Origin of the sequence: Variovorax sp. CCNWLW235 (assembly GCF_037204085.1) — a bacterium.
GTDB lineage: Bacteria > Pseudomonadota > Gammaproteobacteria > Burkholderiales > Burkholderiaceae_C > Variovorax.
Genome location: NZ_JBBCBW010000006.1, coordinates 47,130 through 73,121 on the forward strand (window position 1 = coordinate 47,130; position 25,992 = coordinate 73,121).

The 25,992-nt window shown below is 65.3% G+C and carries 28 protein-coding genes; 14 read left to right on the forward strand and 14 right to left on the reverse strand.

The genetic code is table 11. The features are described from left to right. Nucleotides 1-16 precede the first annotated feature (16 nt). On the forward strand, nucleotides 17-466 hold the full coding sequence (gene rnhA / locus V9L21_RS09150; RefSeq protein WP_126746501.1) for a ribonuclease HI: 450 nt from the start codon (nucleotides 17-19) through the stop codon (nucleotides 464-466). On the opposite strand, the gene moeA is transcribed toward rnhA, so the two are convergent. The 4 genes from moeA to V9L21_RS09170 form a co-directional block, all read right to left on the reverse strand. Beyond that, a complete protein-coding gene (gene moeA, locus V9L21_RS09155; RefSeq protein WP_337311117.1) occupies nucleotides 463-1,779 on the reverse strand; it encodes a molybdopterin molybdotransferase MoeA in 1,317 nt (438 codons plus the stop codon). The two genes, rnhA and moeA, sit on opposite strands and share 4 nt — an antisense overlap. Further along, on the reverse strand, nucleotides 1,776-2,426 hold the full coding sequence (mobA, locus tag V9L21_RS09160) for a molybdenum cofactor guanylyltransferase MobA (RefSeq protein WP_337311119.1): 651 nt from the start codon (nucleotides 2,424-2,426) through the stop codon (nucleotides 1,776-1,778). Before mobA ends, moeA begins: the two co-directional genes overlap by 4 nt. Next, a complete protein-coding gene (gene moaA, locus V9L21_RS09165; RefSeq protein WP_337311121.1) occupies nucleotides 2,423-3,574 on the reverse strand; it encodes a GTP 3',8-cyclase MoaA in 1,152 nt (383 codons plus the stop codon). The genes mobA and moaA overlap by 4 nt, the downstream gene beginning before the upstream one ends. 65 nt (nucleotides 3,575-3,639) lie before the next feature. After that, nucleotides 3,640-4,401: an SDR family oxidoreductase gene (locus tag V9L21_RS09170; RefSeq protein ID WP_337311123.1), complete on the reverse strand. Its 762-nt coding sequence runs from the start codon at nucleotides 4,399-4,401 to the stop codon at nucleotides 3,640-3,642. 216 nt (nucleotides 4,402-4,617) lie between these two features. Between V9L21_RS09170 and V9L21_RS09175 the strand changes: the two genes are divergently transcribed. Then, a complete protein-coding gene (locus V9L21_RS09175) occupies nucleotides 4,618-5,502 on the forward strand; it encodes a ZIP family metal transporter (protein ID WP_337311467.1) in 885 nt (294 codons plus the stop codon). Between the two features lie 31 nt (nucleotides 5,503-5,533). Here V9L21_RS09175 and V9L21_RS09180 read toward each other — a convergent pair whose 3' ends face one another. Beyond that, complete coding sequence (locus V9L21_RS09180) at nucleotides 5,534-6,967, reverse strand: aldehyde dehydrogenase family protein (RefSeq protein WP_337311125.1); 1,434 nt, start codon at nucleotides 6,965-6,967, stop codon at nucleotides 5,534-5,536. A 47-nt stretch (nucleotides 6,968-7,014) separates the two neighbouring features. Beyond that, nucleotides 7,015-7,569 (reverse strand): peroxiredoxin, encoded by a 555-nt coding sequence (locus V9L21_RS09185; protein ID WP_337311127.1) that lies wholly within the window; start codon nucleotides 7,567-7,569, stop codon nucleotides 7,015-7,017. A 149-nt stretch (nucleotides 7,570-7,718) separates the two neighbouring features. On the opposite strand from V9L21_RS09185, the gene V9L21_RS09190 reads away from it, so the two are divergent. The 8 genes from V9L21_RS09190 (at nucleotide 7,719) to V9L21_RS09225 (ending at nucleotide 15,288) form a co-directional block, all read left to right on the forward strand. Continuing rightward, complete coding sequence (locus tag V9L21_RS09190; protein WP_337311129.1) at nucleotides 7,719-9,293, forward strand: phospholipase D family protein; 1,575 nt, start codon at nucleotides 7,719-7,721, stop codon at nucleotides 9,291-9,293. 9 nt (nucleotides 9,294-9,302) lie between these two features. Beyond that, entirely contained in the window at nucleotides 9,303-10,091 is a 789-nt protein-coding gene (locus V9L21_RS09195; RefSeq protein WP_337311132.1) for a sterol desaturase family protein, read from the forward strand. Next, entirely contained in the window at nucleotides 10,075-11,034 is a 960-nt protein-coding gene (locus V9L21_RS09200) for a fatty acid desaturase family protein (protein ID WP_337311134.1), read from the forward strand. Before V9L21_RS09195 ends, V9L21_RS09200 begins: the two co-directional genes overlap by 17 nt. A gap of 3 nt (nucleotides 11,035-11,037) precedes the next feature. Next, nucleotides 11,038-12,993, forward strand: a complete 1,956-nt coding sequence (locus V9L21_RS09205; protein WP_337311136.1) for a beta-ketoacyl-ACP synthase III — start codon at nucleotides 11,038-11,040, stop codon at nucleotides 12,991-12,993. Beyond that, the gene (locus V9L21_RS09210) at nucleotides 12,977-13,888 is read left to right on the forward strand and encodes a DUF6999 family protein (protein ID WP_337311138.1); all 912 of its coding nucleotides are present in this window, start codon (nucleotides 12,977-12,979) and stop codon (nucleotides 13,886-13,888) included. Before V9L21_RS09205 ends, V9L21_RS09210 begins: the two co-directional genes overlap by 17 nt. A gap of 18 nt (nucleotides 13,889-13,906) precedes the next feature. Further along, nucleotides 13,907-14,275: a hypothetical protein gene (locus tag V9L21_RS09215; RefSeq protein ID WP_337311139.1), complete on the forward strand. Its 369-nt coding sequence runs from the start codon at nucleotides 13,907-13,909 to the stop codon at nucleotides 14,273-14,275. Then, complete coding sequence (locus V9L21_RS09220; protein ID WP_012747462.1) at nucleotides 14,262-14,492, forward strand: hypothetical protein; 231 nt, start codon at nucleotides 14,262-14,264, stop codon at nucleotides 14,490-14,492. Before V9L21_RS09215 ends, V9L21_RS09220 begins: the two co-directional genes overlap by 14 nt. 214 nt (nucleotides 14,493-14,706) lie before the next feature. Continuing rightward, complete coding sequence (locus V9L21_RS09225; RefSeq protein ID WP_337311141.1) at nucleotides 14,707-15,288, forward strand: hypothetical protein; 582 nt, start codon at nucleotides 14,707-14,709, stop codon at nucleotides 15,286-15,288. Here V9L21_RS09225 and V9L21_RS09230 read toward each other — a convergent pair. Continuing rightward, entirely contained in the window at nucleotides 15,282-16,130 is an 849-nt protein-coding gene (locus tag V9L21_RS09230) for a metal-dependent hydrolase (RefSeq protein ID WP_337311143.1), read from the reverse strand. The two genes, V9L21_RS09225 and V9L21_RS09230, sit on opposite strands and share 7 nt — an antisense overlap. Before the next feature lie 111 nt (nucleotides 16,131-16,241). Between V9L21_RS09230 and V9L21_RS09235 the strand changes: the two genes are divergently transcribed. Further along, nucleotides 16,242-16,877 carry a TetR/AcrR family transcriptional regulator gene (locus V9L21_RS09235; RefSeq protein WP_337311145.1) on the forward strand — a complete coding sequence of 212 codons (636 nt, stop codon included), beginning with the start codon at nucleotides 16,242-16,244 and terminating at the stop codon, nucleotides 16,875-16,877. Nucleotides 16,878-16,892: 15 nt separating this feature from the next. Here V9L21_RS09235 and V9L21_RS09240 read toward each other — a convergent pair whose 3' ends face one another. Both V9L21_RS09240 and V9L21_RS09245 read right to left on the reverse strand, forming a co-directional pair. Continuing rightward, nucleotides 16,893-17,261: a nuclear transport factor 2 family protein gene (locus V9L21_RS09240; RefSeq protein ID WP_337311147.1), complete on the reverse strand. Its 369-nt coding sequence runs from the start codon at nucleotides 17,259-17,261 to the stop codon at nucleotides 16,893-16,895. Nucleotides 17,262-17,274: 13 nt separating this feature from the next. Continuing rightward, entirely contained in the window at nucleotides 17,275-19,458 is a 2,184-nt protein-coding gene (locus V9L21_RS09245) for a sodium-translocating pyrophosphatase (RefSeq protein ID WP_337311149.1), read from the reverse strand. A gap of 254 nt (nucleotides 19,459-19,712) precedes the next feature. Here V9L21_RS09245 and ppa point away from each other — a divergent pair, with 254 nt between their 5' ends. After that, on the forward strand, nucleotides 19,713-20,240 hold the full coding sequence (gene ppa, locus V9L21_RS09250) for an inorganic diphosphatase (protein WP_021007095.1): 528 nt from the start codon (nucleotides 19,713-19,715) through the stop codon (nucleotides 20,238-20,240). Nucleotides 20,241-20,298: 58 nt separating this feature from the next. Here the strand turns inward: ppa and V9L21_RS09255 are convergent, their stop codons facing one another. Both V9L21_RS09255 and V9L21_RS09260 read right to left on the reverse strand, forming a co-directional pair. Next, nucleotides 20,299-21,051, reverse strand: a complete 753-nt coding sequence (locus V9L21_RS09255) for a hypothetical protein (protein WP_337311151.1) — start codon at nucleotides 21,049-21,051, stop codon at nucleotides 20,299-20,301. Between the two features lie 76 nt (nucleotides 21,052-21,127). Further along, entirely contained in the window at nucleotides 21,128-22,309 is a 1,182-nt protein-coding gene (locus tag V9L21_RS09260; protein ID WP_337311152.1) for a GNAT family N-acetyltransferase, read from the reverse strand. A gap of 19 nt (nucleotides 22,310-22,328) precedes the next feature. Between V9L21_RS09260 and V9L21_RS09265 the strand changes: the two genes are divergently transcribed. Together V9L21_RS09265 and V9L21_RS09270 are read left to right on the forward strand one after the other, a co-directional pair. Beyond that, on the forward strand, nucleotides 22,329-24,032 hold the full coding sequence (locus V9L21_RS09265; protein ID WP_337311154.1) for an NAD+ synthase: 1,704 nt from the start codon (nucleotides 22,329-22,331) through the stop codon (nucleotides 24,030-24,032). Then, the gene (locus V9L21_RS09270; RefSeq protein WP_126746480.1) at nucleotides 24,029-24,367 is read left to right on the forward strand and encodes a P-II family nitrogen regulator; all 339 of its coding nucleotides are present in this window, start codon (nucleotides 24,029-24,031) and stop codon (nucleotides 24,365-24,367) included. Before V9L21_RS09265 ends, V9L21_RS09270 begins: the two co-directional genes overlap by 4 nt. A 27-nt stretch (nucleotides 24,368-24,394) precedes the next feature. Here the strand turns inward: V9L21_RS09270 and V9L21_RS09275 are convergent, their stop codons facing one another. From V9L21_RS09275 to V9L21_RS09285, 3 genes are read right to left on the reverse strand one after another with little or no spacing between them, the layout of a single operon-like run. Beyond that, nucleotides 24,395-24,985 (reverse strand): TIGR00730 family Rossman fold protein, encoded by a 591-nt coding sequence (locus V9L21_RS09275; RefSeq protein WP_337311156.1) that lies wholly within the window; start codon nucleotides 24,983-24,985, stop codon nucleotides 24,395-24,397. A gap of 31 nt (nucleotides 24,986-25,016) precedes the next feature. Continuing rightward, entirely contained in the window at nucleotides 25,017-25,424 is a 408-nt protein-coding gene (locus V9L21_RS09280; RefSeq protein ID WP_258505974.1) for a diacylglycerol kinase, read from the reverse strand. After that, on the reverse strand, nucleotides 25,421-25,990 hold the full coding sequence (locus V9L21_RS09285; RefSeq protein ID WP_337311158.1) for an RDD family protein: 570 nt from the start codon (nucleotides 25,988-25,990) through the stop codon (nucleotides 25,421-25,423). Before V9L21_RS09285 ends, V9L21_RS09280 begins: the two co-directional genes overlap by 4 nt. Nucleotides 25,991-25,992 lie beyond the last annotated feature (2 nt).

The following is a 25,992-nucleotide window of genomic DNA, read 5'->3' on the forward strand; positions in this document are numbered from 1 at the left end:
GAAGGAAAAGAAAGTTTTGAACGAAGTCGTGATCTACACCGATGGTGCGTGCAAAGGCAACCCGGGCCCCGGTGGCTGGGGCGCGTGGCTCAAGTCTGGCGCCACCGAAAAGGAACTGTTCGGCGGTGAACTCAACACCACCAACAACCGCATGGAACTCACGGCCGTGATCGAGGGCCTGGCCGCCCTCAAGCGGCCCTGCAAGGTCATTCTTTACCTTGACAGCCAATACGTGCGCATGGGCATCACCGAGTGGATCCGCGGCTGGAAAGCCAAAGGCTGGCGCACGTCCACCAAGCAGCCGGTAAAGAACGTGGAACTCTGGCAGAAGCTCGACAAGCTGGTGGCGGAGGGCGGCCACGTCATCGAATGGCGGTGGGTCAAGGGCCACTCGGGCGACCCCGGCAACGAGCGCGCCGACATGCTTGCGAACAAGGGCGTCGACAAGGCCCTCGGCCGGATCTAGTCGTCGAGCATCATCACGTCGACTTCATCGCCCGCGGCCACGCTGGCCTGATCGTGGTGCAGCACCACCAGCCCGTTGGCCTCCACCATCGAACTCAGCACACCCGAACCCTGGTTGCCCGCAATGCGAACCTCGGGCAGGGCGCCGGCCACGGCCCTGACGAAGCCGCGCTGGTATTCGGTACGACCGGGCTTCTTGCGGATGGCACCCACGCTGCGTGCACGCAGCAGCGGCCGCGGCGCTGCTGCTATGTCGTGGCAGCCCATCATGCGCAGCAACGCAGGCCGCACGAACGCAAGAAAAGTGACCATCACGGCCACCGGATTGCCGGGCAGCCCGAACAGCACGGCGGCACTTGGCTGCGATGAAGTGGCCTGGTCGCGCGGGATCAGCCCGACGGCCATCGGCCGACCCGGGCGCATCGCAACCCGCCAGAAGGCCATGTCTCCAAGCTGCTGCATTACAGCGCGCGTGTGGTCGGCGGCACCGACGCTCACGCCCCCGCTGGTGATGATGGCGTCCGCCTCGCTGGCGGCGCGCTGCAGCGTGGCGGCGAGCGTGGCGGGGTCGTCGCGTACCAGGCCCAGGTCGATGACTTCGCAGCCCAGCCGCGTGAGCAGGCCGAACACCGTGTAGCGGTTGCTGTCGTACACGGCGCCTTCGCGCGGCGGTTCGCCAAGGCTCAGGATTTCGTCGCCGGTCGAAAAGTAGGCCACGCGCAGGCGCCGCAGCACGGAAACCGAAGGCAGGCCGAGGCTCGCGATCATGCCCAGGGCCGCGGGCGACAGGCGTTCGCCGCGCCGCAGCGCCGGTTGGCCTTGCATCAGGTCTTCGCCCGCGAAGCGGCGGTTGTCGCCGCGGCGGAGCACCTTGGCAGGAAAGCTCACGCGGTCGCCGTCGACCTTGCAGAACTCCTGCGGAATCACGGTGTCGAGCCCTTCGGGCATGACCGCTCCAGTCATGATCCGGACCGCATCGCCCGCACCCAAGGGGCCGCGCCACGCGGCGCCGGCCAGCGCGGTTCCTACAACGCGCAGCTCGATCGATGCATCGATGGGCGCATCGTCGCGCAGGATGGCGCCATCGAAGGCAAAGCCGTCCATGGCGGAGTTGTCGTGCGGAGGCACGCTGACTGGCGAGATGATGTCTTCGGCCAGCACGCGGCCCAGGGCCTCGCGCACGCCGACTTCTTCGCGTTCGGAAACCACGGCCTGGGCGACGAGTTGGGCCAGGAAGGCCTGCACTCCGTCGACGCTCAGCGCCTGGGGGTCATAGCCCGCAAGGGCGGCGGCAATGTCGGCGATGCGGCTCATCGGTTTTCAAGCGCGTGCAGCTCGGCCAGCGTGTTGGCGTTGAAGAAAGCATCGGGCGCGTCGCCGGGCCGGTCGAAGGGCACGAGCACGGTGCGGTGCTGCGCGGTCCATGCGTCGATCTTGCGGCCGCCGGACTGGGTGAAGTTCACCAGGCTTTCGAGCAGCGCCGTGTGCAGCAGGCAGAACACCGGCTGCGGCCGGAGCACCGGCGCCGCGCCGGGTTCGGCGGCGGCTTCGGGGGCGCTGACCATGGCGATTTCCGCGTTGTCGGCAACCAGCGCCTCGGCCATTCGGCTTGCCAGGTCGAGCGGGAACAGTGGCGTGTCGCAAGGCACGGTCAACAGGTAAGGCGTTTCGCAGCGCTCGAGGCCCGTCAAAAAGCCCGCGAGCGGACCCGCGTAATCGGCCAGGCTGTCGGGCCACACCGGCACGCCGAAGGACTCGTAGGCGGCCAGGTTTCGGTTGGCGTTGATCATGACCTCGCCGACCTGCATGCCCAGCCGCAGAACGGCGTGCATCGCGAGCGGCGAGCCGTTGAAGTTCTGCAAGCCCTTGTCGATGCCGCCCATGCGTGTGCCGCGTCCGCCGGCCAGCAGCAGGCCGGTGATCTCGCTGGGGGAAATGGGTTCTTGTGTCTCTGGGGTCATCCGCCGATGTAGCTCATTTCGACGCGTCGCGGCGCCTTGTCGTTGGTGTCGTGCTCGGCGCTTTCGGGGCCGCGAAGCGCGCGCAGTTCGGAATAGCGGTCGGCGCGGCCCTGCCAGATGTGGCCGATGGCGGAGGCGATCTCCTCGTCGGTGGCGGTGCCGCGCAGCAGCGGGCGCAAGTCGTGGCCCGCGCTCGCAAAAAGGCAGAGGTAGAGCTTGCCCTCGGTGGACAGGCGCGCGCGGCTGCAGTCGTGGCAGAAGGCCTGGGTCACACTGCTGATCACGCCGACCTCGCCGCCGCCGTCGGCATAGGCCCAGCGCTGCGCGGTCTCTCCGGGCGCGCTGGCCTCGAGGGGCACCAGCGGAAACTCGGCGCCGATGCGCGCGATGACTTCCGCCGAAGGCAGCACCTCGTCCATGCGCCAGCCGTTGGTGGCGCCCACGTCCATGTATTCGATGAAGCGCAGCACGACCTTGCCGCCGTGGTTGTCGCGAAAGTAGCGCGCCATCGGCAGGATTTCCTGCTCGTTGGTGCCGCGCTTGACCACCATGTTGACCTTGATCGGGCCGAGCCCGGCGGCCAGCGCCGCCTCTATGCCGGCCAGCACATCGGCCACCGGAAAATCGACGTCGTTCATGTGGCGGAACACCGCGTCGTCGAGGCTGTCGAGGCTTACCGTCACGCGCTGCAGGCCGGCGGCCGCCAGCGCCGCTGCCTTGCGCTGCAGCAGCGAGCCGTTGGTGGTGAGCGTGAGCGCCAGTGGCTCGCCGGCCGGGGTGCGAAGCTCGGAAAGCTGCTCGATCAGCCCCTCGATGTTCTTGCGCAGCAGCGGCTCGCCGCCGGTCAGGCGGATCTTGCGCACGCCGTGCGCCGCGAAAAGCCGCGCGAGCCGCGTCATTTCCTCGAAGCTCAGCAGCGCGCTGTGCGGCAGGTATTGGTAGTCCTTGTCGAACACGTCTTTCGGCATGCAGTAGCTGCAGCGAAAGTTGCAGCGGTCCGTCACGCTGATGCGCAGGTCGGTCAGCGGCCGGCCGAGGCGGTCGAGCAGATGGCCGGTGGCGGGCACGGCAACCTCCGGCACCGAAACCGCCGGGCGTGCGCGGCCGATTTCGGAGAGCGGAATGACGGTGGTGCTTTTGCTGTTCATGGGGCAGCGGCCAATTTACTCCATCGGGGATGGGCCGAGCCGGAAAGGGCTACTCGGCAGGTCTGCTAGACGCAGCGCGCGCCGTCCACTTCAATGCACACGCCGCTGATGAACGCGGCCTCGTCGCTTGCGAGGTACAGCGCGGCGTTGGCCACGTCGAGCGCCGTCGAGAAGCGGCCGAGCGGAATGGTGGCGCGGAACTTGGCCTTGCGCTCTTCGGTGAGCGGACCGCCGGCGAATTCGGCGGCCAGGCCCGTGTCGGGGTTGAACACCGGGTTGATGCAGTTCACGCGGATGTTGTCGGGGCCGAGCTCGGCGGCCAGCGACTTACTCGTCGTGATGACGGCGCCTTTGGAGCCGTTGTACCAGGTAAGGCCCGGACGCGGACGCACGCCGGCCGTGGAGGCAATGTTGATGAACGAGCCGCCGCCGTTGGCGCGGAATGCCGGCACCGCGTGCACGGTGGCGAGGTAGATGCTCTTCACGTTGACCGCGTAGCACTTGTCGAATTCGTCTTCGCCGACTTCAAGGGCAGGGCGGTTGCGGTGGGTCCACCCGGCGTTGTTGACCATGGCGTCGAGCTTGCCGTGGCGCTCCACCGCGGCCTCGACCAGGGCCTTGACCTGGGCCGACTGCGTAACGTCGGCCGCGAAGAACGAGGCCCTGCCGCCGTCGCGCAGGATGGCTTCGACCACCTGCTGGCCGGCTGCCGGGTTGATGTCGTTCACGAGCACCTGGGCGCCCTCGGCTGCGAGCCGCTTGGCGATGCCTTCGCCGATACCGCCGCCGGCACCGGTCACGATGATGGATTTGTTCTTGACGCGCACGCTGTGTCTCCTCGAAAAAAGTGCAGCGGGGCAGTGTATCGGGCCGTGCTGCCTGGCGCTTGGGCGCGGCGCTTTTTGCGCGGCTCGCTAAATGCCTGCTGAACGCCTGCTGGACGCCGTTGTTGAGAATTACTATCATTAAGGTGCCTGAGTACGCAGCACTCGAATTGACGCAAAGGGCTCTTTCAACACAAGGAGCTTGCAATCGTGCTTTACATGCAGCGCACCGATCTCTCGGCACGCCAAAGGATAGGTCTGGCAATCGTCTCTGCCGGCGCGCTTGCGCTGGCCTTCCGGTTTTGCGAATTCGTTCGCGCGGACCCGGTCGTCTGGAGCGCGTTGGTGGGTGGTTCGGTTGCGGCGCTGGCCACCGCGCTGGGCACGCTGCCGGTACTCTTCTCGCAGAAGCTCCCTGAGCGGTTGCAGGACACGCTGTTCGGCTTTGGCGCCGGCGTGATGCTGGCCGCATGCGCCTTCTCGCTGATCATTCCCGGCCTGGAGGCGGCGCAAAAGGCAGAGATGTTCGGCGGCGGCAACTGGGCCGCCGGCGGCGTGATGGGCGCGGCCATCCTGCTGGGCGGCATCGCGCTGATGCTGCTGGACCGCGTGCTGCCTCACGAGCACTTCATCAAGGGCCTAGAGGGCCAGACCGCGCACAGGCTGCGGCGCACCTGGCTCTTCGTGTTTGCCATCGCACTGCACAACCTGCCGGAGGGCCTCGCGATCGGCGTCGGCTATGCGGCCGGCAACGGGTTGCGCGCCGACGCGCTGGCCACTGGCATCGCAATCCAGGACGTGCCCGAAGGCCTGGTGGTGGCCGTGGCGCTGCTGGCGGCGGGCTACAGGCGCGGGTTCGCGGTCTTCATCGGAATGGTTTCAGGGGTGGTCGAACCCCTTGGCGCGGTGTTGGGCGCGGCCGTGGTGGGGCACTCCGTCTTGCTGCTGCCGTGGGGGCTGGGCTTTGCGGCCGGGGCCATGCTGTTCGTGATCAGCCACGAGATCATTCCGGAGTCGCACCGCAAGGGGCACGAAAGCTTCGCGACCAGCGGGCTGATGCTCGGCTTCGTGCTGATGATGCTGCTGGACACGGCGCTGGGGTAGCCCTGCGCCGCGGCCCGGCCGACCCGGCCTCTCAACCGTGCTTGATGGCGACGGTCTTGAGGGTGGTGAAGCCGTAAAGCGCCTCAAAGCCCTTTTCGCGCCCGTAGCCCGACGATTTGACGCCGCCGAACGGCAGTTCCACGCCGCCGCCGGCGCCGTAGTTGTTGATGAACACCTGGCCGCTGCGCACGCGCTTGGCCATGCGGAACTGGCGTGCTCCATCGGCAGTCCATATACCGGCAACAAGGCCGAACTGCGTTGCGTTGGCTAGCGCCACCGCTTCGTCCTCATCGGCAAACTGCATCGCTGCAAGCACCGGACCGAACACTTCTTCTTGTGCGAGGCGGTGGTTCACGGGCACGTCGCGCAGCAGGGTGGGGGCTTGGTAGAAGCCGGTTTCGGGTGCTTCGTCGACCACCACGCCGTGGGCCACCATGGGGATGCCGGCCACCTGGGCGTCGCTCAGAAAATCCCACACGCGCTGTTGCTGGGTCTGGCGGATCAGCGGGCCCACGTCGAGGTCCATGGCCGCGGGGCCGACGCGCAGGGCCTCGAAGGCATGGCCGAGGCGTTCGAGCAGCGGCTCGTAAATGCCGCGCTGGATCAGCACGCGCGAGCCGGCCGAGCAGGTTTGGCCGGCGTTCTGCACGATGGCATTGATGATCACCGGAATGGCTGCGTCGAGATCGGCATCGGCAAAGATGATCTGCGGGCTCTTGCCGCCGAGCTCGAGTGTGACCGGGCAATGCCGCTCGGCCGCCACTTGCTGGATGAGCGTGCCGATCTTCGGGCTGCCGGTAAAGCTGATGTGGTCGATGCCTTCATGCCGCGCGAGCGCGTCGCCCACCTCATGGCCGTAGCCGGTCACGATGTTGAGCGCGCCGGCCGGAAAACCGACCTCGGCCGCAAGCTGCGCCACGCGAATCAGCGAAAGGCAGGCGTCTTCGGCCGGCTTCACCACGCACACGTTGCCGGCCGCCAGGGCGCCGCCCACGCTGCGCCCGAAGATCTGCATCGGGTAGTTCCAGGGAATGATGTGGCCCGTGACGCCGTGCGGCTCACGCCAGGTAAAAACGCTGTAGCCGTCCTGGTAGGGAATCGTCTCGCCGTGCAGCTTGTCGCAGGCGCCGGCATAGAACTCGAAATAGCGCACCAGCGCCACTGCGTCGGCACGCGCCTGCTTCACGGGCTTGCCGCAGTCGCGCTGCTCCAGCAGGGCCAGTTCGTCGACGTGCTCGGCAATCTTCTGGGAAAGCCTGTAGAGCAGGCGGCCGCGGTCGGCTGCGCTCACCTTGTGCCACACGCCCTCGAAACAATCGCGCGCCGCGCGCACCGCGGAGTCGATGTCGGCGGCGTTGCTGCGCTGGATTTCGTCGAAAGGCTGGCCGTCGGACGGGTCGAGCACCTGCAGGGTGCGGCCGGAGGAGGACGGGACGTCGGCGTTGGCGATGAAGTTGAGTTGCATGGAACCGGATTTTGCGCGAAGCCGCGCAAACCCGCCGGCGACCCCGGCTACCTTGGTGCGCCGGGGCGCGACAGGGCCCGCACCGCGTTGAGCATGCGCTCCACATGCTTGTCCGGGTTCAGGTTCTGGTAGTAGTAAGCCACCGTGCCGTTCGGCGCAATCACGTAGGACAGGCGGTTGGCAAAGTCCGGCCGCGTCTGCATCAGGGCGTCGAACCCGTTGATGACGGTTTTCGATTCGTCCGAGGCGACGGGAAAGCGGCTTTGGCACGACTTGACCGAGAACTTCGAGAGCGTGTCGATGTCGTCGGCCGAAATGCCGATGACGGTGGCGCCCAGCGCCGTGAACTGGTCGATGGCCTCGGCAAACGCATGGGCCTCGATCGAACAGTCGCTGGAGTCGGCCGCCGGAAAGAAGTACAACACCACCGGCCCTTTGGCCAAGGCTTCGGCAAGCGAATAGCGGAAGGTCTTGCCGCCAAGCGCGGCATTGGCGGTGAACTTGGGTACCGGGTCGCCGATATCGAGGGCGGCGCTGGCGGGGAGCGCCATTGCGGCGGCGACCGACATCAGTGCGATGCGTGAGAGGATCGGTCTTGCCATGGTGTAACTCCGAACAGGTGTGAAGCGAATTCTAGGATGGGCGAGCATTTAAAGATCGCCCGAATGAAACCGGAGGGCGCCGGCCAGCGTATACCCGGCAGCAGTCAAGAAAAACCAAACAAAACCAAAGAGGACACCGTTCCATCATCATGAATGTCTGGTCTCGACTCCTTCGAATTTGCCTAGCGGGCGTGATGATCGCGTCACTGGGAGCCTGCGGGTCGCTGCCGCCGGCGCGCGAGCGGGCGGCGGTAACTGCAGAAGCGGCCGACCCCTCCACCACGCTCGCGAAGATCGTGGCGGCCTCGACGCCGCCCGGGGAGCATTCGGGCTTCCGGCTGATGCCGCTCGGCGTGTATTCGCTGGACGCGCGCATCCAACTGGCGCAGCGCGCCCAGCGTTCGCTGGTGGTCCAGTATTACCAGCTCGAGAACGACGCCACCGGCCGGTTGCTGATGCGCTCGCTGCGCGAAGCGGCGGCGCGCGGGGTGAAGGTGCGCTTGCTGGTGGATGATCTCTACACCGCCAGGAGCCAGCAGCTGCTGCTTGCGCTTTCGCAGACGCCCAATGTGGACGTGCGGCTTTTCAACCCGTTCTGTTGCGGGCGCAACGGATTTCTATCGCGTTTCGCGGCGTCGCCGCACGAGATCGGGCGGCTGAATCACCGCATGCACAACAAGCTATTCATTGCCGACGGGGTGATGGCGGTGGTGGGCGGGCGCAATATCGCCGACGAGTATTTCGTTCTGAGCGAGGCGCAAAACTTCATCGACATGGACGCGCTGGTGGTGGGCAAGGTGCTGCCGCAGCTGGAGTCGATTTTCGATGCCTACTGGAACAGCAAGCAGGTCTGGCCCGTGGCGGACATCGTCCGGGGCGAGGGCGGCCGCATGCCCACCACCGCGGACTTCGACGCCTGGATCGGCATGGCGGCGGCGCCACCGAGGGTCGTGCTTCCGCCTTCCGACATTTTGGGCTACGGGCCGATCGCCGAAGAGCTCGACGGCGGCCGCATGGGGCTTTTGTGGGGCGAGGCCCGCGCCATTGCCGACCCGCCCACCAAGCCGACCACCATGACGGCGGACGAAGCCATTGCCACCAGCGTGACGATGCAGGTCTGGACGCTGTTGATGGACGCCAAGATCCAGGTCGACCTGACATCGCCGTACCTGGTGCCCGGCGAGCGCGGCATGGCAGCCTTCGAAGACCTGGCAAAGCGCAACGTCAAGCTCACGCTGCTCACCAATTCGCTGGCCGCCAACGACGAGCCGCTGGTGCACACCGGCTACGCGCGCTACCGCGAGCGGTTGCTCAAGGGCGGGGCCGACCTGTACGAACTGAGCCCGCAGCGCACCACCGCGGGCGAGCGCTTCGGCATGTTCGGCAAATCGCTGGGGCGGCTGCACTCCAAGACGGCGGCCATCGACAAGACGCGCATCTTCATCGGCTCGATGAACCTCGATCCGCGCTCGGCGAGCCAGAACACCGAAATGGGCCTGGTGGTCGACAGCCCGCAGCTGGCGCGAGAGATGCTGCGCGTCATCAACATCAGCAAGCTGCAGAACTCCTACCGACTGCGCCTTGCCAAGGACACCGGCACGCTGCAGTGGCTCACGAGCGACGGAGAAAAGGAAGTCATCCTGACCTCGGAGCCGGAGTCGACCTTCTTCCAGCGGCTCCACAACATGATCATTGCGCCTCTGGTTCCCGAAATGCTGCTGTAGCCTCGGGGGATGGCGCAAACCTTTACAAATTTGTCCGCCCTCCAGGTAATGTGCTGGGGGCTGGCGTTTTTCGGCTCGATCTACCTGGGGTTCGGCGCACTCAATTGGCTGTTGACCCGCCGGGTGCTGCCGGCACTCGGAATCGGGCGGGTGCTCGATCCACGTCCGCTGCAGCCGGGGCAATTGCGCCGCGAACTGACGCAGTCGGGCGTTTCGGTGCTGGTTTTTGGGCTGGGCATGGTGTTTCCGTGGGGCTTGCTTCAGTTGGGCTGGGCGCGGCTCGACGGTGATGCGGGCTGGCGGCAGATCGCGCTTGAAATTGTGGTGCTGGCGGTCTGGAACGACGTGCATTTCTGGTTCAACCATCGCGTGCTGCACATGCGCTGGCTGCGGCGTTTTCACGGGCCGCACCACCGCTCGGTGGTGACGACGCCCTGGGCGACGTACAGCTTTCACCCGATTGAGGCGGTGATGCTCGGCAACGTGATCCTGCTGCCGATGCTGCTGCACGACTTCAGCTTCTGGTCGCTTGCCTCGGTGCCGCTGTTCAGCCTGTTCTTCAACAGCATCGGTCATTCGAACTACGACTTCTTCCCTGGGGTGTCTTACAGCCACTGGTTCGCTGCGAGCCGCCGGCATCATTTGCACCACGCCTGCCACGGCGGCAACTACGGATTCCAGTTCACTTTCATGGACCGGCTGTTCGGCACGCGCATCGCCGCGGATGCGGCCGAGCCGCAGTTCCAGGCTTTTCAAGACAAGCAGCAACGCCAACAGCAGCATGGCACGCCGGCCTGACGCACTGCGCAGGCCGGCGCGCCTGCGCCATTGGCGCGACTGGCAGAGCCTTGCCTACCTGGTGGCGCTTCCGGCGCTGGCGGCATGGCAGTGGATTCATGGCTTTGCCGTGCCGCTTTATGGCTTGATGCTTTTTCTGACGCTGGGTGTGGGCGTGATCCACCACAACCATGTGCATTTGCGCATGTGGCGCGGGCGTCGCATGAATCGGCTTACCGACTTCTGGATCACGCTGCTGCAGGGGCACCCGACCTTCGTTTTCTGGCCCGCGCACGTGGCCAACCACCATCGCCACCGGCATGGGCCGCGGGACGTGGCGCGCACCTATCGCTTCGGCGGCGACACCAATCACTTGCGCGGATACCTGCTGCATCCGTTTCAAGCGGTTTGGGTGCTGATGCCCGTGTTCTTCTGTTGGCTCGGGCGGCTTCGCAGGCACCGGCCGGGGGCATGGCGCTATTGCATGGCGCAGTACGCGCTGTGGCTCGGCAGCTGGGGGGCGCTGCTGCTGCTCGACTGGCGCAAGGCGCTGCTGTTCGTGATCTTGCCGCAACTGCATGGCCTGCATTGGCTGCTGGCCACCAACTACCTGCAGCACGCGCATGCGGACGGACGCGGGCAAGTGCCGAACGCGGAGGCGCGGCGCGATACCGCCGGTACCCGCTTGAACTACGCACGCAATTTCGAAGGGCTGGTGAACCCGTTGCTGTTCAACATCGGCCTGCACACCGCACATCACGAGAACCCGCATGTCCACTGGTCCGAGCTCACGCAATTGCACCGCACGCGTTACCGCGCGCAGGTCGATCCCGCACTCAATGAGCAAGGGCTGGTGCCCTACATGGTTCGCGTGTTCGTGCTGGGAGCGCTGTGGCCGCGCTTTCGCAGCCGCTCGCTGATGTCATCCGTGCCTTTGGTGCCGCCCGAGTCTTCAACCCACTGAACCATGCCTGTTCCATTTCAACGCGTCTACATCGAGAGCGCCGGCTACTACATGCCCGGCGAGCCCATTCCCAACGAGCGCATGGACGCCTACATCGCGCCGCTCAACCGCATGTCGGAGCGCATCAAGCGGCGCATCCTGGCCGAGAACGGCATTCTCACGCGGCACTATGCAATCGACGAGGAGGGCGCGACGCGCGAAACCAATGCGCAGCTCGCGGCGGGCGCGATCCGCGATTGCCTGCAGCGCGGCGGGGCCGAGCTTTCGCGCGTGTCGCTGCTGGCCAGCGGTTCGTCGGGCGGCGACACGCTCATGCCGGGCTTTGCCAACATGATCCAGGGCGAGCTGGCGGCAGCGCCAATGGAGACCTTGTCGGTACACGGGATCTGCGCCGCGGGCGTGTCGGCCATTCAGTCGGCCGCGCAAGGCATCGAGCTGGGCGCGCACCGCAGCGCGCTTGCGGTGGCAAGCGAAATGCCGTCGCGGCTTTTCAAGCGCTCGCGCTTCGCGGCCCGTGGCTATGAAACGGACTTCGACTCGCACTTCCTGCGCTGGATGCTGTCGGATGGTGCGGGCGCGCTGCTGCTGTCCGACGGCACGCCCGGGCTGGCCGGCAACCCCGGGCTGCGTTTGCGGCTGAAATGGGTGCATCAGCGCGCATTTTCGGGCGACTACCCGGTCTGCATGCAGTTGGGCCTGACCGAGGACCGTGCGCGCGGCCATCTGGACTATGGCTCCTGGGCCGAGGCGGAAGCCGCCGGTGCCTTGTCGCTGCGGCAAGATATTCGCCTGCTGCCGCACCTGTTCGACATCGGCATTCACGAATACGCGACGCTGGTGCGCGATGGCTGGGTCGATCCGAAGCGGGTCGACCATTTCCTGTGCCACTACTCGTCGGAAAAATTCATTCCCGTGGTCGAAGACCTGATGACGAAGGCCGACCTCGCCATTCCGCGCAAACGGTGGTGGAGCAACCTGGCTTGGCGCGGCAACACCGGCGCGGCGTCCATCCTGATCATGCTGTCCGAGTTCTTGCACACCAAGACGCTGAAGCCTGGCGAGCAGATCTTTTGCTACGTGCCGGAGTCGGGACGCTTCATGGCCGCCTACATGCTGCTGGAGGTCGAGGCCGTCGATGCGCCTGCCCAAGCGGTGTCCAGCCCACGCGCGGCCGCCGAAACGGCGCCCCCCGACGATGAGATGGCGATTGCTCCGCCGCACGACCCGGCCGCCGCACCCGAAGGCCTGGGCGCACTGCTGACCGAGCTGGCCGGCATCTGGCACGACTACCGCTCCAACGTCTGGCGCACGCCTCTGATCCGCCAGATCCGCGAACGCCGCTTCGCGCTGCCCGACTACCTGAACTGGATGGAACAATGGGTTCCGCAGGTGCGCGAAGGCAGCCGCTGGATGCGCGAAGGCGCCGCTTCGCTGACCGGGCCGTACAAGACGCTGGCCGCGCTGATCGACGTGCATGCGGGTGAAGAGCAGGACGACTTCAACATTCTCTTCAGCGACTACCGCAAGGCCGGCGGCACCGTGGCCGAAATCGGCGAGTTGCGCCGCAACCCGGGTGGGGAGGCACTCAACGCCTACCTCCATGGCCTGGCGGCCACGCGCGACCCCATCGGGCTGCTGGGCGCGATCTACATCATCGAAGGCACGGGCCAGCGCATCGTGCCGGCGCTGCTTCCGCTCATCAAGGCCGGCCTGAAGCTGCCGCCCGATGCGTTCCGCTTTCTCGAGTACCACGGCCACAACGACGAGAACCACCTGAACCGATGGCTTGCCGTGGTCGAGATGATGATGGCCGTGGAAGTGGGCAACGACGGCCAAGGCGGCAAAGGGCAGGGCCGCGCAGCCCGGCAGATCATCGACACGGCGCGCCACACGGCCGCGCTTTATCTGATGCAGTTTCAGCACATCACGGAGCGAATGTCACATGAGCCGAACGCCTGATTTCCTCGAGCAGGGCCACGACGAGCGCGACCCCAGCCCCTGGCTGGCCCTTTACCTCGACCAGAGCACGCCGCTGCCCGACGAGGTCAAGGCCGCGTGGCTGGCCGATTCGAGCTCGGGCTCGCGGCAGTACCTGCTGCCGTTCCTGCGGCCGGTGGCGCGGCTCACGATCATCCTGATCCAGGTGGTGAAGGTGTTCGTGCCGCGCAACTGGTCGCACTCGAAGATGCTGCACAACCTGCTGGCCTGGGGGCTGAAGCGCTTCGTTTCACCGGAGGCGAACTGGCTGATCCTGCGGCACTTCCATCTGGGTTCGCAGGTGCTGAGCTTCATTGGCCGCAATTCCCCCGTGCCGGTGGGTACCTCGCCGCTTGAGCCCGCCGACATCGATGCGCTCAGGGACGAGATGTTCCTGAAGCACGATCTGAATCTGTTCAATTTCGTGATTCGCCTGAACCAGGCGCTGCGCGACCGGGGAATGGTGCTCGGCAAGGCAGCCGATGTCGACTTTTCGATGATCAAGGACCCCGGGTTGCGGCTTTCGGACATGCCGCAAGGCAAGCTGAATTTTCTCGATCTGCAGAGCGCTATTGAGCTATTTACGCCTCTTTATCAGCTCATGCTGACCGATAACGACTTTTGGCGAGCAGCCAACTCCCTGCAACTCGACGAAACCATCGGCATCTACGCCGCGACGGTGCTGGGCGCTCCGGAGCACCTGATTCTGGTCAACAACAAGCACCCGCTGGTGCCGCTTTCCACCTTGCGGGCGGGGCATCGGCTGGTCATCCATGGGCTCTCGACCGAAATGCTGCACAGCCTGCTGCGGCGCATGCAGGCCGCGCATGAGGCGCCCCCCGAGGCAACACCCGCACGGGAGGAGGCACTTGCATAAAGCGTATGCTGCCCCCAGATGGACTCCATGAACACGACCCAAAATCCGTCTCCCAAGACCGATCTGGCAGTGACCCACGTGCTGGCTCAACTGCTGGAGCGGCTCGAGCACAGCACCGTTCCCGTCGGGGCGGAGCAGTACCGCTCGGTGGTCGAGCACCTCGTGCACGAATTCAGCGACGTTGAACCGGGCGCCGATCTGGGCCGCCTGCTCGACGCTTATCCCGCTGCCGCCGAGGTGTACGAAAATCTCAACTATCAACACGCCGGCCTGTGCCGCTCGGCGCTGGATGCGGCGCTTGCAGCCGAGGTCCGCGCCAGAGAAGTCATAGCACGGGCCATGCGTAATACCGAACCGAAAAAGGACAAAGCCGATGGCCAAAGCTGAGGTGAAGACTGCCGTCGTGGCCGATGGCTTGCGTTACAAATCAAAGGCACCAGGGTCGCCGTTCCGTGCGTCCGCGTCTTTCAGTGGGGCAACCATGTCCTGCTTCATGTGCGGCAAGCACCGCGTGCGGTCGCAATTGCGCACCCGCCAGGTGCTCGGCAAGTCGCAAACCGTGTGCGCGCCTTCGTGCAAGGCACTGGACGAGTCGCTCGAATAATCCGACGGCGCTCGGCTAGCAGGGGCTAGCGACTTTTTGGCGACATGCCCGAGCACCTGCGTTGCAGATTTCCTTCCCTATTTGCGGTATTGGATATACAGTTAGACACAATTGATGCAAGTAATTGCAGTCAATAAAAAGTACTAATTTGTAGTCGACGGCAAATGATTTTGTATAGGCGCCCGGCGTCGGGCAATGTGCGGAAGGACCTGCAATGAATAAGTCACGTCATGTCGTCATGCAGGTGGTCAGGCGCTCGTCCGGCAGCGCAACGCACCATGTCGAATTCTTCATGGACAACATCTTTGCCGAGCGCCTGCGGCAGTTGCGCTCGCTCGTGCCGCCGCTCGGCAGCCTGAACAAGCAACGCGACCTGGTGATCGACAAGGTGCGGGTGCGGCTTCCAAATGCCATCTGGCGCACCGGTAGCCATGTCGACAGCGGCGTCGAGGGCTCCTGCATCGTGATTGCAGCAGAAGGCTCGTTCAACTGCGGCGGCAAGGACCGCAACACCCGCGAGAAGCTGGTGACCTACAACTTCTCGATTGCACGCCTGATCGAATTGCACTCCGAACGCCCCGACAACGAGACCCTTTACATCCGCGACGGCACTTTCGCCAACGACGAGCCGGCCGAGTCGGCTGCGGGCCAGTGGGTCGCGTCATTGAATGAGCTGGAAGCCGTGATGCGCGTTCCCGATGCTCCCTCGGACTTCGACACTTTGCACGACTTGACGATGCGGCCCGAGCAGCGCCCAGCCGTCACTCCTCCCACGCACCGGGCCAGCTTCTACTGAAGAGCTGCGCCAGCCGCCTCGGGTGCCCCGCCCACGGCGGTGTATTGCGCGCGGTTGTTTTCGAGCCAGCGCGCCGAGAGGCTGCTGTCTTGCTGCGCCGGATGAAAGTCGGCGCGGAAGTAGCTGCGCCAGGCGCTCCAGTTCCCCCGCAGCAAGCCGCCTCGGCTCAGCAGAATGCGCGCGGCGCTTTTCCATGTGGCCCATTTCCACAGTTGCCCTTCATGGCGCAGGTTGTCGAACGTCTGGCGCAGCAGGTCGCCCAGGAACATGACGGTCACCCGGCGAAACCAGCGCGTGCGCCACGGGTCCGATCCCTCGGCGGCCTTGTAGATGTCGAAGGCGACGGATTTGTGCTCCAGCTCTTCGGCACAGTGCCAAAGCCACATCGTGCGCAGCCGAGGTTCGGCGCCATCGAGCACTTCAGGGTGGGCCAGGAGCCACTCGGCAAACATGGCAGTGAAGTGCTCGGTCGCCGCCGTCACGGCCAGCGCATGGCGAGGATCGGCGCCTTCCATCAGTTCCATCCGTTTGGCGGCGCGCGGCGTCCAGCCGTCCTTCAGGCCCTGGGCTTCGAGGTGGCTGTTGAAGAGGGTGTGGATGCGGCGGTGCGTTGCCTCCTGGCCGATGAAGCCGCGCACGTCGGCACGGTATTTTTCTTGCGCCTCGGCCGGCAGCGTGGCCACGGTGTCGCGCACGGCATCGATGAAGAACTGCTCGCCGAACGGAAAGCTCATCGACAACGCGTTGAAGAAGGCGGTGGAGAATGCATCGCCGCCGCACCAGTTGCGGCCGAACGGCGTTTGTAGGTCTATGAGAACGCGGCGCACGACAAGATCGGTCATAAGAAACAATCCTCTGGAAAATCAAGTTGGTACACGACAGTACCGGCTTGTTGAATGGTGCGCACATCTGCTGGTACCGTCAAGTACCAGAGCGTAGGAAAATGTACCCTCATGAGCATCGCGACTGAAAAGCCAGCCCTTGCCGGCCCTTCGGGAGAGCCGGTCCACGAGCACTACTCGCGGCTGCTGGAAGGCATGGCGCGCGCCGTGGCGGCAAAAGGCTATGCGGAAACAACCATTGCCGACATCGTGCGCGAAGCGGCGGTTTCGCGCCGAACCTTCTACGAACACTTCACGACCAAATCGGAATGCCTGATCGCCCTGTACGAGGCTGCCAGCAAGCTGGCGCTGCGGGCGGTGAGCGAGGCCTTCGATCCGGCGCACCCTTGGCACGCGCAGGTGGAGCGGGCCATGACCGCCTACTTCGACTATCTTGCGCAGGACCCGGTGCTGCTGCGTACGCTGTTCATCGAGATACTCGGACTGGGTATGCCCGGCCTCGCGGCGCGGCGCCGCGTGAACGACGAGATCGCCAGCTTCATCCAGCTGGCCATCAATGGCAGCAGCGGCAACGCGCATGGCGGCCCCGCGGCGCACCTCACCAGCGAAATGGCCATGACGGTGGTGGGCGGGATCAACGAACTGGTGCTCCAGTCCATCGAGCAGAACCGGGCCGGCGATCTGAGCCAGCTGGTTGCACCGGCCACGCGCCTGGTGCGCGCCGTGGCCGCCGAGAGCTTTAGATAGCGAATCAGCCGGGCATCAGGCCGGCTTGGCCTGCGCCGGGTCGTAGAAGAACTCTTCCTCGGCGATGCAGTCGCCCGCCCAGCGCTGCCAGGCGAGCTCTTCCATGCGCATGGTCTTGCCGCCCTTGAAGCGGAAATCGAACACCCACCGGATCACTACGTGGTCGCCGTTCACGAGCACGGGGCGCACGCAGGTCGAAACGACTGATTCGGTTCGCTCCAGCACCGCCTGCTCGTGCGCAACCAGCGTAGCGCGGCCGCGCCGGGGCTCGGCCTGGTTCTCACGCATGGTCGCGTCTTCGGTGTAGTAGTTTTCGATGGCCTTGGCATGCGCGCCGCTTTCGACGGCGGCAATAAAGGCTTCGAGTCTTTCCGCGGAAGGCATCAGGTCTTGGCTTTCATTTCACTGCACCTGAAGCAACGGCTGCCGGCGGCGTTGCGGCGGCGGCCGGAGCCGCGGGCGCGGTGACCGCCACGGGCGCCTCGACCTTGTGCGGCACGGCTGCCGCCGCATCGCCGGCGTGGAACTTGACCACCAGCGGCACGATCAGCAGCGCAACGATGTTGATGATCTTGATCAGCGGGTTGACCGCCGGGCCGGCCGTGTCCTTGTAGGGGTCGCCCACGGTGTCGCCGGTGACGGCCGCCTTGTGCGCCTCGGAGCCCTTGCCGCCATGATGGCCGTCTTCGATGTACTTCTTGGCGTTGTCCCAGGCGCCGCCGCCCGTGCACATCGAGATGGCCACGAACAGGCCCGTGACGATGGTGCCCATCAGCAGGCCGCCCAGCGCCTTCGGCCCGAGCAGCAGGCCGACCAGGATCGGCACCACCACCGGCAGCAGCGAGGGGATCATCATTTCCTTGATGGCCGCGCCGGTCAGCATGCTCACGGCCTTGCCGTATTCAGGCTTGCCCGTGCCTTCCATGATGCCGGGAATGTCGCGGAACTGCCTGCGCACTTCTTCCACCACCGCGCCGGCAGCACGGCCCACGGCTTCCATGGCCATGGCGCCGAACAGGTAGGGGATCAGCCCGCCGATGAACAGGCCGACGATCACCATCGGGTCGCTCAGGTTGAAGCTGATGTTCAGCCCGAAGCTCTCCAGCTTGTGGGTGTAGTCGGCAAACAGCACCAGCGAGGCCAAGCCGGCCGAACCGATGGCGTAGCCCTTGGTCACCGCCTTGGTTGTGTTGCCGACCGCGTCGAGCGGGTCGGTGATGTAGCGCACGCTGGCGGGCATTTCGCTCATCTCGGCAATGCCGCCGGCGTTGTCGGTGATGGGCCCGTAGGCGTCGAGTGCAACCACGATGCCCGCCATGCTGAGCATGGCCGTAGCGGCCACCGCAATGCCGTACAGACCAGCAAGGGTGTACGAGGCCATGATGGCAATGCAGACGAAGATCACCGGCCAGGCCGTCGAGCGCATCGAGACGCCCAGGCCCGCGATGATGTTGGTGCCGTGGCCCGTGGTGGAGGCCTGCGCGATGTGCTGCACCGGCTTGTACTGCGTGCCGGTGTAGTACTCGGTAACCCACACCAGCGCTGCGGTGAGCGCAAGGCCTACGAAGCAGGCGCCGAACAGCTTGAGCTGGCTGCCGCTCGGGGCGATGGCGTTGTCCGGAATGATCCAGCTGGTGACAAACCAGAATGCGATCAGCGACAGGATGCCCGCCACCGCCAGGCCCTTGTAGAGCGCCGGCATCACGTTGACCATGCCTGGCGAGGCCTTCACGAAGAAGCAGCCGATGATTGACGCGATGATCGACACGCCGCCGAGCGCGAGCGGGTACAGCACCGCGTTGAGCGGCGCCGCCGCGACCATGAGTGCTCCGAGCACCATGGTGGCGATGAGCGTTACCGCATAGGTCTCGAACAGGTCGGCCGCCATGCCGGCGCAGTCGCCGACGTTGTCGCCCACGTTGTCCGCAATCACCGCCGGGTTGCGCGGGTCGTCTTCCGGGATGCCGGCCTCGACCTTGCCGACCAGGTCGGCGCCCACGTCGGCGCCCTTGGTGAAGATGCCGCCGCCCAGCCGCGCGAAGATGGAAATCAGCGACGAGCCGAAGGCAAAGCCGATGAGCGGGTTGAGGATGGCCGAAAGGCTGCGGTCCGGGGTGAGGTTGCCGTTGCCCGCCAGGAACCAGTAGAAGACCGAGACCCCCAGGAGGCCCAGCCCGACCACCAGCATGCCGGTGATGGCGCCGCCGCGAAACGCGACGTCCAGCGCCGGGCCGATGCCTTGCGTGGCCGCCTGCGCGGTGCGCACGTTGGCGCGCACCGACACGTTCATGCCAATGAAGCCGCAGGCGCCCGAAAGCACCGCGCCCACCACGAAGCCAACGGCCGTGGTCGCGTCGAGAAAGATGCCGATGAGAATGGCCAGGACGACGCCGACCACCGCAATGGTGGTGTACTGCTTGGCGAGATAGGCCGAGGCGCCGGCCTGGATGGCCGCCGCGATTTCCTGCATTCGGGCATTGCCCGGGTCCTTGGCGAGAATCCAACTTCGGGCCCAGAAACCGTAGCCGACGGCCACGAGGCCGCAGACGATGGCGAGTATCAGGGGGGTGTTGCCGATCATGCTTTGCTTCTCCATTCGTTCGTTGTGACTTGTGGAGACGGACAGCATGGGTCCTGCGCGCAACGCGTACGGGGCCCATGTTTTCCGTCGCGTTGCTTCCTCGAAGCTCACTGCACCGGGGTGCGGAGCCGATTGGCCAACGGGTGCAATTTACAGGCAAAAACAGGAACGTGTGCGACCGGCCCGTGACACGGAAAGTAAACTCCGGGTTTGTCCCCATCTCTCCTCATACTTTTCAACTACTCGAAAACGTCATGTCCTTCGACAAAGTCTCCCCCGGCAAGAATATTCCCGACGCCTTCAATGTCGTGATCGAAATCCCGATGAACGCCGACCCGATCAAGTACGAAGTGGACAAGGAATCGGGCGCGATCTTCGTCGACCGCTTCATGACGACCGCGATGTACTACCCCGCCAACTACGGCTATGTGCCCCAGACGCTCTCGGGCGACGGCGACCCGGTCGACGTGCTGGTGATTGCACCGTACCCGCTGCTGCCCGGCGTGGTGGTGCCGTGCCGCCCGCTCGGCATCCTGATGATGGAAGACGAAGCCGGCGTGGACGGCAAGGTGCTGGCGGTACCCACCGACAAGGTGCTGCCGATCTACAGCCACTGGAAGTCGGTGGACGATGTGAACCCAATGCGCCTGAAGGCCATCAGCCACTTCTTCGAGCACTACAAGGACCTGGAAGCCGGCAAGTGGGTCAAGGTGCTGGGCTGGGAAGGCATCGACGCCGCCAAGAAGGAAGTCGTCGACGGCATCGCTGCTTACAAGAAGTAAGCGGAGTAATTGCAGTAGCCGGTCCTGCCCGAGGGGCAGGGTGCCAGGCCGCGGGGCCTCAGCCCTGCGCCGCGTCGCTGGCCAGCCTCATCCATTCGCGATTGACGGAGCGTGCGTGCGAGTTCCAGTGGCGCGCGGCTTGCTGGAGTTCGTTCCATTGGCGCTGCGCGCCGGCCGTGTCGCCTTGCGCTGCCAGCCAGGCGATGTAGCGGGCACGGGCTTCGACCGTGTTGTGCTGGCTCAGTGCGGCCTCGAAGGCTTCGCGGGCCTCCGCATGGCGCCCATCGGCAGCCAGTGCGCGGGCGGTGAGCACGGCGACTTCGTCCCTGCGGTAGTCGTCACGAGAGGCGCGCAGGGCCTGGAGCGCCTGCAGCGCTTCGCGGCCCGAAGCCGCGCCGCCTGCCGCCAGCAGCGCGCTGGCTAGGCCAAATTGCAATTCAGGATCGGTTGCGAGCGGCCCCTTCAGGGCGTCGCGGTAGTGCCCGACCGCATCGGCAGCCTGGCCCTTGTCGAGCGCGGCCTTGGCAAGCCGCAGCTTGTTCTGGGCGGTGGGGGCGAGGTCGTAGGCCTCGGTGGCCGCGCGGTACTCGCGCTCGGGGTCGATAAAGCCGATGGCCGCGCTCGCCACCTTGCCCGCGGTGCGCTGCATGCGGGAGGCCGGCAGGTACTCGACCACAAAGTACACGATGCTGCCCAGCAGGGGAAAGCTGAAGAGAATGATGAGCCAGTACATCTGCTTGCCGTGGCGCATGGCATGCACGGCGAAGAACAGCGCAATGAGGATGTGCAGCCCCAGTCCGACGAACGGCATCTGTTTCTTTCTGTTGTTGGATTGGGCGCGTTTATAGCAGCCCCGCATGGCGGCAGGCCGACCGCGCCGCCGCGCCTCAGCCGGCCTTGAACGGGCTGCGTTCGCCCAGGTGGTCCATGTAGTTGCCGATGCCTTCTCCCTCGCGTTCGAGAAAGCGCTCGACCGCATCGGCAAACGCAGGATGTGCCAGCCAATGGGCACTGGTGGTCTTGACCGGCATGAGTGCGCGCGCCATCTTGTGCTCGCCCTGTGCGCCGCCCTCGAACCGCCTTACGCCGTGCGCAATGCACCAGGCCAGCGGCTGGTAGTAGCAGGCTTCGAAATGAAGGCAGTCGACACGTTCCATGGCGCCCCAGTAGCGGCCATAGGCGACCAGCGCGCCGTCGTCATGCGTGGACAGGGCGATCAGGCTCGTGGCAATCGGTTTGCCATCGCGTTCGGCAACGAACAGCAGCCAGGCTTCGGGCATGGTGTCGGCCATGCGCTGGAAGAAGTCGCGTGAAAGATAGGGCGGATTGCCGTGCTCGCGATAGGTGCGCGCGTAGCAGCGGTAGAAAAAGTCCCAGTCCGATGCCGCGATGTCGCCGCCGCGCGACCAGCGAAAGCTCACGCCCGCGTCGGCCACCTTGCGGCGCTCCTGGCGGATCTTCTTGCGCTTGTCGTGCGAGAGGCTGGCAAGGAAGGACTCGAAGTCCGAGTAAGGCTCGGCACCGTCAGCCCCGACCGGGGCTGTGTTGGTCCAGTGAAACTGCACCGTGTTGCGCAACATGAGGCCCGCTTCGGTGCAGGCGGCAATGTCGGCGTCGGCGCCGAACAGCAAATGCAACGACGAGAGTTCTTGCGTCTTGCACCAGGCCACCAACGCCTGCACCAGCAGCGTGCGGCTGTGCGCATCGCGGGCCAGCAGACGTGCGCCGGGCACCGGCGTGAAAGGCACCGCGACCACCGCCTTGGGGTAGTAGGCAAGCCCGTGCTGCTCATAGGCGTTGGCCCACGCCCAGTCGAAGACGTATTCGCCGTAGGAGTGCGTCTTGATGTAGACCGGACAGGCAGCCTGCAATTCGTCTTTGCACCAGAGCGTGACGAACTGCGGTGTCCATCCGCTTTCAGGCGAGGCGCTGGCGCTTTCGTGCAGCGCGGCAAGGTACTCGTAGCGCATGAAAGGCGACGGTTCCGCCTGGGCGTCGAGCAGCGAGTTCCATGCTTTCGGGTTCAGGTCCGACAGCGATGCCATCACCCGAATGACATAATCGTTCAAGCCTTTTTCTTCCTTCCGTATGACGCTCAAGCTCGCCGTCGCGCAACTCAACTTTGTGGTGGGCGACCTCGCCGGCAACGCGAAAAAAATCGTCGATGCCGCGCATGAAGCCTACGCAAAGGGCGCGCGTCTTCTGCTCACGCCCGAACTCTCGATTGCCGGCTATGCGGCAGAGGATCTTTTCCTGCGTCCCGCGTTTACCGAAGCTTGCGATGATGCCGTGAAAGGCATTGCCGCCGCGCTCGCCGGTCTCAAAGACATGGTCGTGGTGGTGGGGCATCCCACGGGCGGGAGCCTCCGCAGCCGCTCGGTGGCGGTGCAGATGCGCTACAACGCCGCCAGCGTGATCAGGGAAGGGCGCATCCTCGAAACCTACGCCAAGCGCGAGCTGCCCAACTACCAAGTGTTCGACGAGCTCCGCTATTTCACGCCGGGGCAGGGTACCTGCGTGTTCGAGGCCGGTGGTGTCTCGGTGGGCCTGCTCATCTGCGAGGACGCCTGGTTCGACGAGCCGGCCGAGCTGGCCCGCGCGGCGGGCGCCGAAGTGCTGGCGGTCATCAACGCCTCGCCGTACCACGTCGGCAAGGAAGGCGAGCGCGTGGCGCGAATGGCCGACCGAGTCCGTGCGGTTGGGCTGCCGCTCGTCTACGCGCACCTGGTTGGCGGCCAGGACGAAGTGATCTTCGACGGGGCATCCTTCGCGCTGCAGGCCGACGGTGCCCTGGCCGCGCAGGCCGAGAGCTTCAAGGAACGCCTGGTTTTCATGCAGCTCGAGCGGCCCGCGCAAGGCGGCGCAGGCATCGGCTTCGCGGCTGAGCCGCAAACGATCGCGCCGCCGCGCGACGCCGAAGCTCAGTTGTGGGACGCATTGGTACTGGGCGTGCGGGACTACATCGGCAAGAACGGCTTTCCAGGAGCCATCCTGGGGCTCTCGGGCGGCATCGATTCCGCATTGGTGCTTGCCGTCGCGGTGGATGCGCTCGGCAAAGACAAGGTGCGCGCTGCAATGATGCCTTCGCCTTACACGGCAGACATCAGCTGGATCGACGCGCGTGAGATGGCCAACCGCCTGGGCGTGCGCTACGACGAAATTTCGATCAAGCACACTTTCGAATCGTTCAAGGGCACGCTGGCCGAGGAGTTCAAGGGCCTGCCCGAAGACACGGCCGAGGAAAATATCCAGGCCCGCATCCGCGGCACGCTCCTGATGGCGCTGTCGAACAAGTTCGGCTCGATCGTTCTCACCACCGGCAACAAGAGCGAAATGGCCACGGGTTACTGCACCCTGTACGGCGACATGGCGGGCGGCTTCGCGGTCATCAAGGACCTGCTGAAGACCACCGTGTTTGCGCTGGCCCGCTGGCGCAATGCCCATGACCCGTACGGCACCGGCGCCTCGCCGATTCCCGAACGGATCATCACGCGGCCGCCCAGCGCCGAACTGCGGCCCGACCAGACCGACCAGGACAGCCTGCCGCCCTACGACATCCTCGACGGCATCCTGGCACGCTACATGCAGGACGACGAGGGCATCGACGAGATCATTGCGGCGGGTTACGAACGCGCGGTGGTCGAGCGGGTTGCGCGGCTCATCAAGATCAATGAATACAAACGGCGCCAGGCGCCAGTGGGCATCCGGGTCACCCATCGCAGCTTCGGCAAAGATTGGCGTTACCCTATCACCAGCAAATTCAACGAAACCGCCGGAGCGCAAAAACCATGAAGCAGATCACCGCCATCGTCAAACCCTTCAAGCTCGAGGACGTGCGCGAAGCGCTGGCCGAAGTGGGGGTAACCGGCCTCACGGTGACCGAAGTCAAGGGCTTCGGCCGCCAGAAGGGGCACACCGAGCTCTATCGTGGTGCGGAATACGTGGTCGACTTCCTGCCGAAGATGAAAGTCGAAGTGGTCGTCAACGAGGGCGACGTGGAACGCTGCATTGAAGCCATCGTCAACTCGGCCCGCACCGGCAAGATCGGCGACGGGAAGATCTTCGTCACGGAAGTAGAGCGCATCGTGCGCATCCGCACTGGCGAAGAGAACGAAAACGCCGTTTGAACGGCGCGCCGCCGGCCTGGCCCGGATCTAGAGGTTTTCAGCCAGGCGGTCGCCGCGGGGGTGCAGTGGCACCTGTGCGCGCAGTGCGGTGAGCAGCTCGGTGGGGTTGGTACCCGTACGGATGAGTTCCATCTGCCATTCGCCCATGAAGCCTTCGCGCACGCTGTGCGCCAAAAAGCCCAGCAGGCCGTCGTAGTACCCGGCCGTATTCAGGATGCCGGTCGGCTTGTCGTGATAGCCGAGCTGGCGCCAGGTCCAGATCTCGAACAGTTCCTCGAAGGTGCCGATGCCGCCCGGAAGAGCGATGAAGGCGTCGGCGCGCTCGCCCATCATGGCCTTGCGTTCATGCATGGTGTCGACCACGTGGAGCTCGTCGCAAAGCGTGTTGGCCAGCTCCCGGTCGACCAGCGCCTTGGGAATGATGCCGACCACGCGGCCGCCGGCTTCGCGTGTGGCCTCGGCCACGGTGCCCATCAGGCCGGTGCGACCGCCGCCGTAGACCAGTTGGCCGCGGTGCTGGCCGATCCACTGGCCGACCGCTTCGGCGGCCTTGGAGAACTCAGCGCGCTCGCCGGGGCGCGAGCCGCAATACACACAGATCGAAAATTCAGGATTCATCCCGCCATCATGCCTTTTGCCGGGGGCGCTTTCATGACGCGAAGCGCTGCCACAACGCCGCCAGCCAGATGCCTCCGCACAACGTGAGGGACAGCAGAACGGCGGCGCTTCCCATGTCCTTGGCGCGCTTGGAAAGGTCGTGCCATTCGGGGCCGATACGGTCGATGGCGGCTTCGACCGCCGTGTTGAGCAGCTCGACGATCATCACCAGAATGGCGCTCCCGGCGAGCAGCGCGACTTCGACCCAGCTGCGGCCGAGCCAGAAGGCCGCTGGAATCATCACGATGGCCATGATGGCTTCCTGGCGGAAGGCCGGCTCGCTCCAGCCCGCGCGAAGGCCGTGCAGCGAAATCAGGGTGGCGTGCCACACGCGCTCGAAGCCCTTGCGGGCCTTTTGCGGATTGACGGCGGGATCGGGAAGCTTGGGCAGGGCACTCATCGGCGGCTCATCGGCTTGGAGGTTATGAGCCGCGTGCCGGCCCAGGCGTCATGCCAGAACTGGCGCTCGGGGTGAAAGCGGGCCAGCACGGCCCACACGGCAATCCAGCCGAACAGCAGGACCAGCGTCTCGACCACCGGCACGCCCAACAACGGGTGCAATGCCAGCGGCGGCAGCAGCCAGACCCAACTCAGCACGTAGCGCAAGAAGGCCCGCGGCTGGGTGACCGGGCGGCCTTGTTTGTCCACGATTCGAATGTTCCAGGTTTTCATGCCCAGTGTCTGCCCCTTGGACCAGAACCAGACGAAGTAGACGCCGAACACCACGAAGAGATAGGCCAGCAGCAGCGGGCGGCGCGTGTCGTCCATGGCGTTGCGCATCTGGCTGAGCGCGCTGAACAGCCAGGCCGACATCATGGCCACTGCGAACAGCAGCATGCCTTCGTAGAGCCAGCATGCCATTCGCCTCCACAGGCCTGGCACTATCGAAAGAGGAGCGCTGGTCGAAGATTCTGTGGGGGCGGAAGAGGAATTCGATTCCGAAACTTCAGGGGAAGGTGAAACCATCG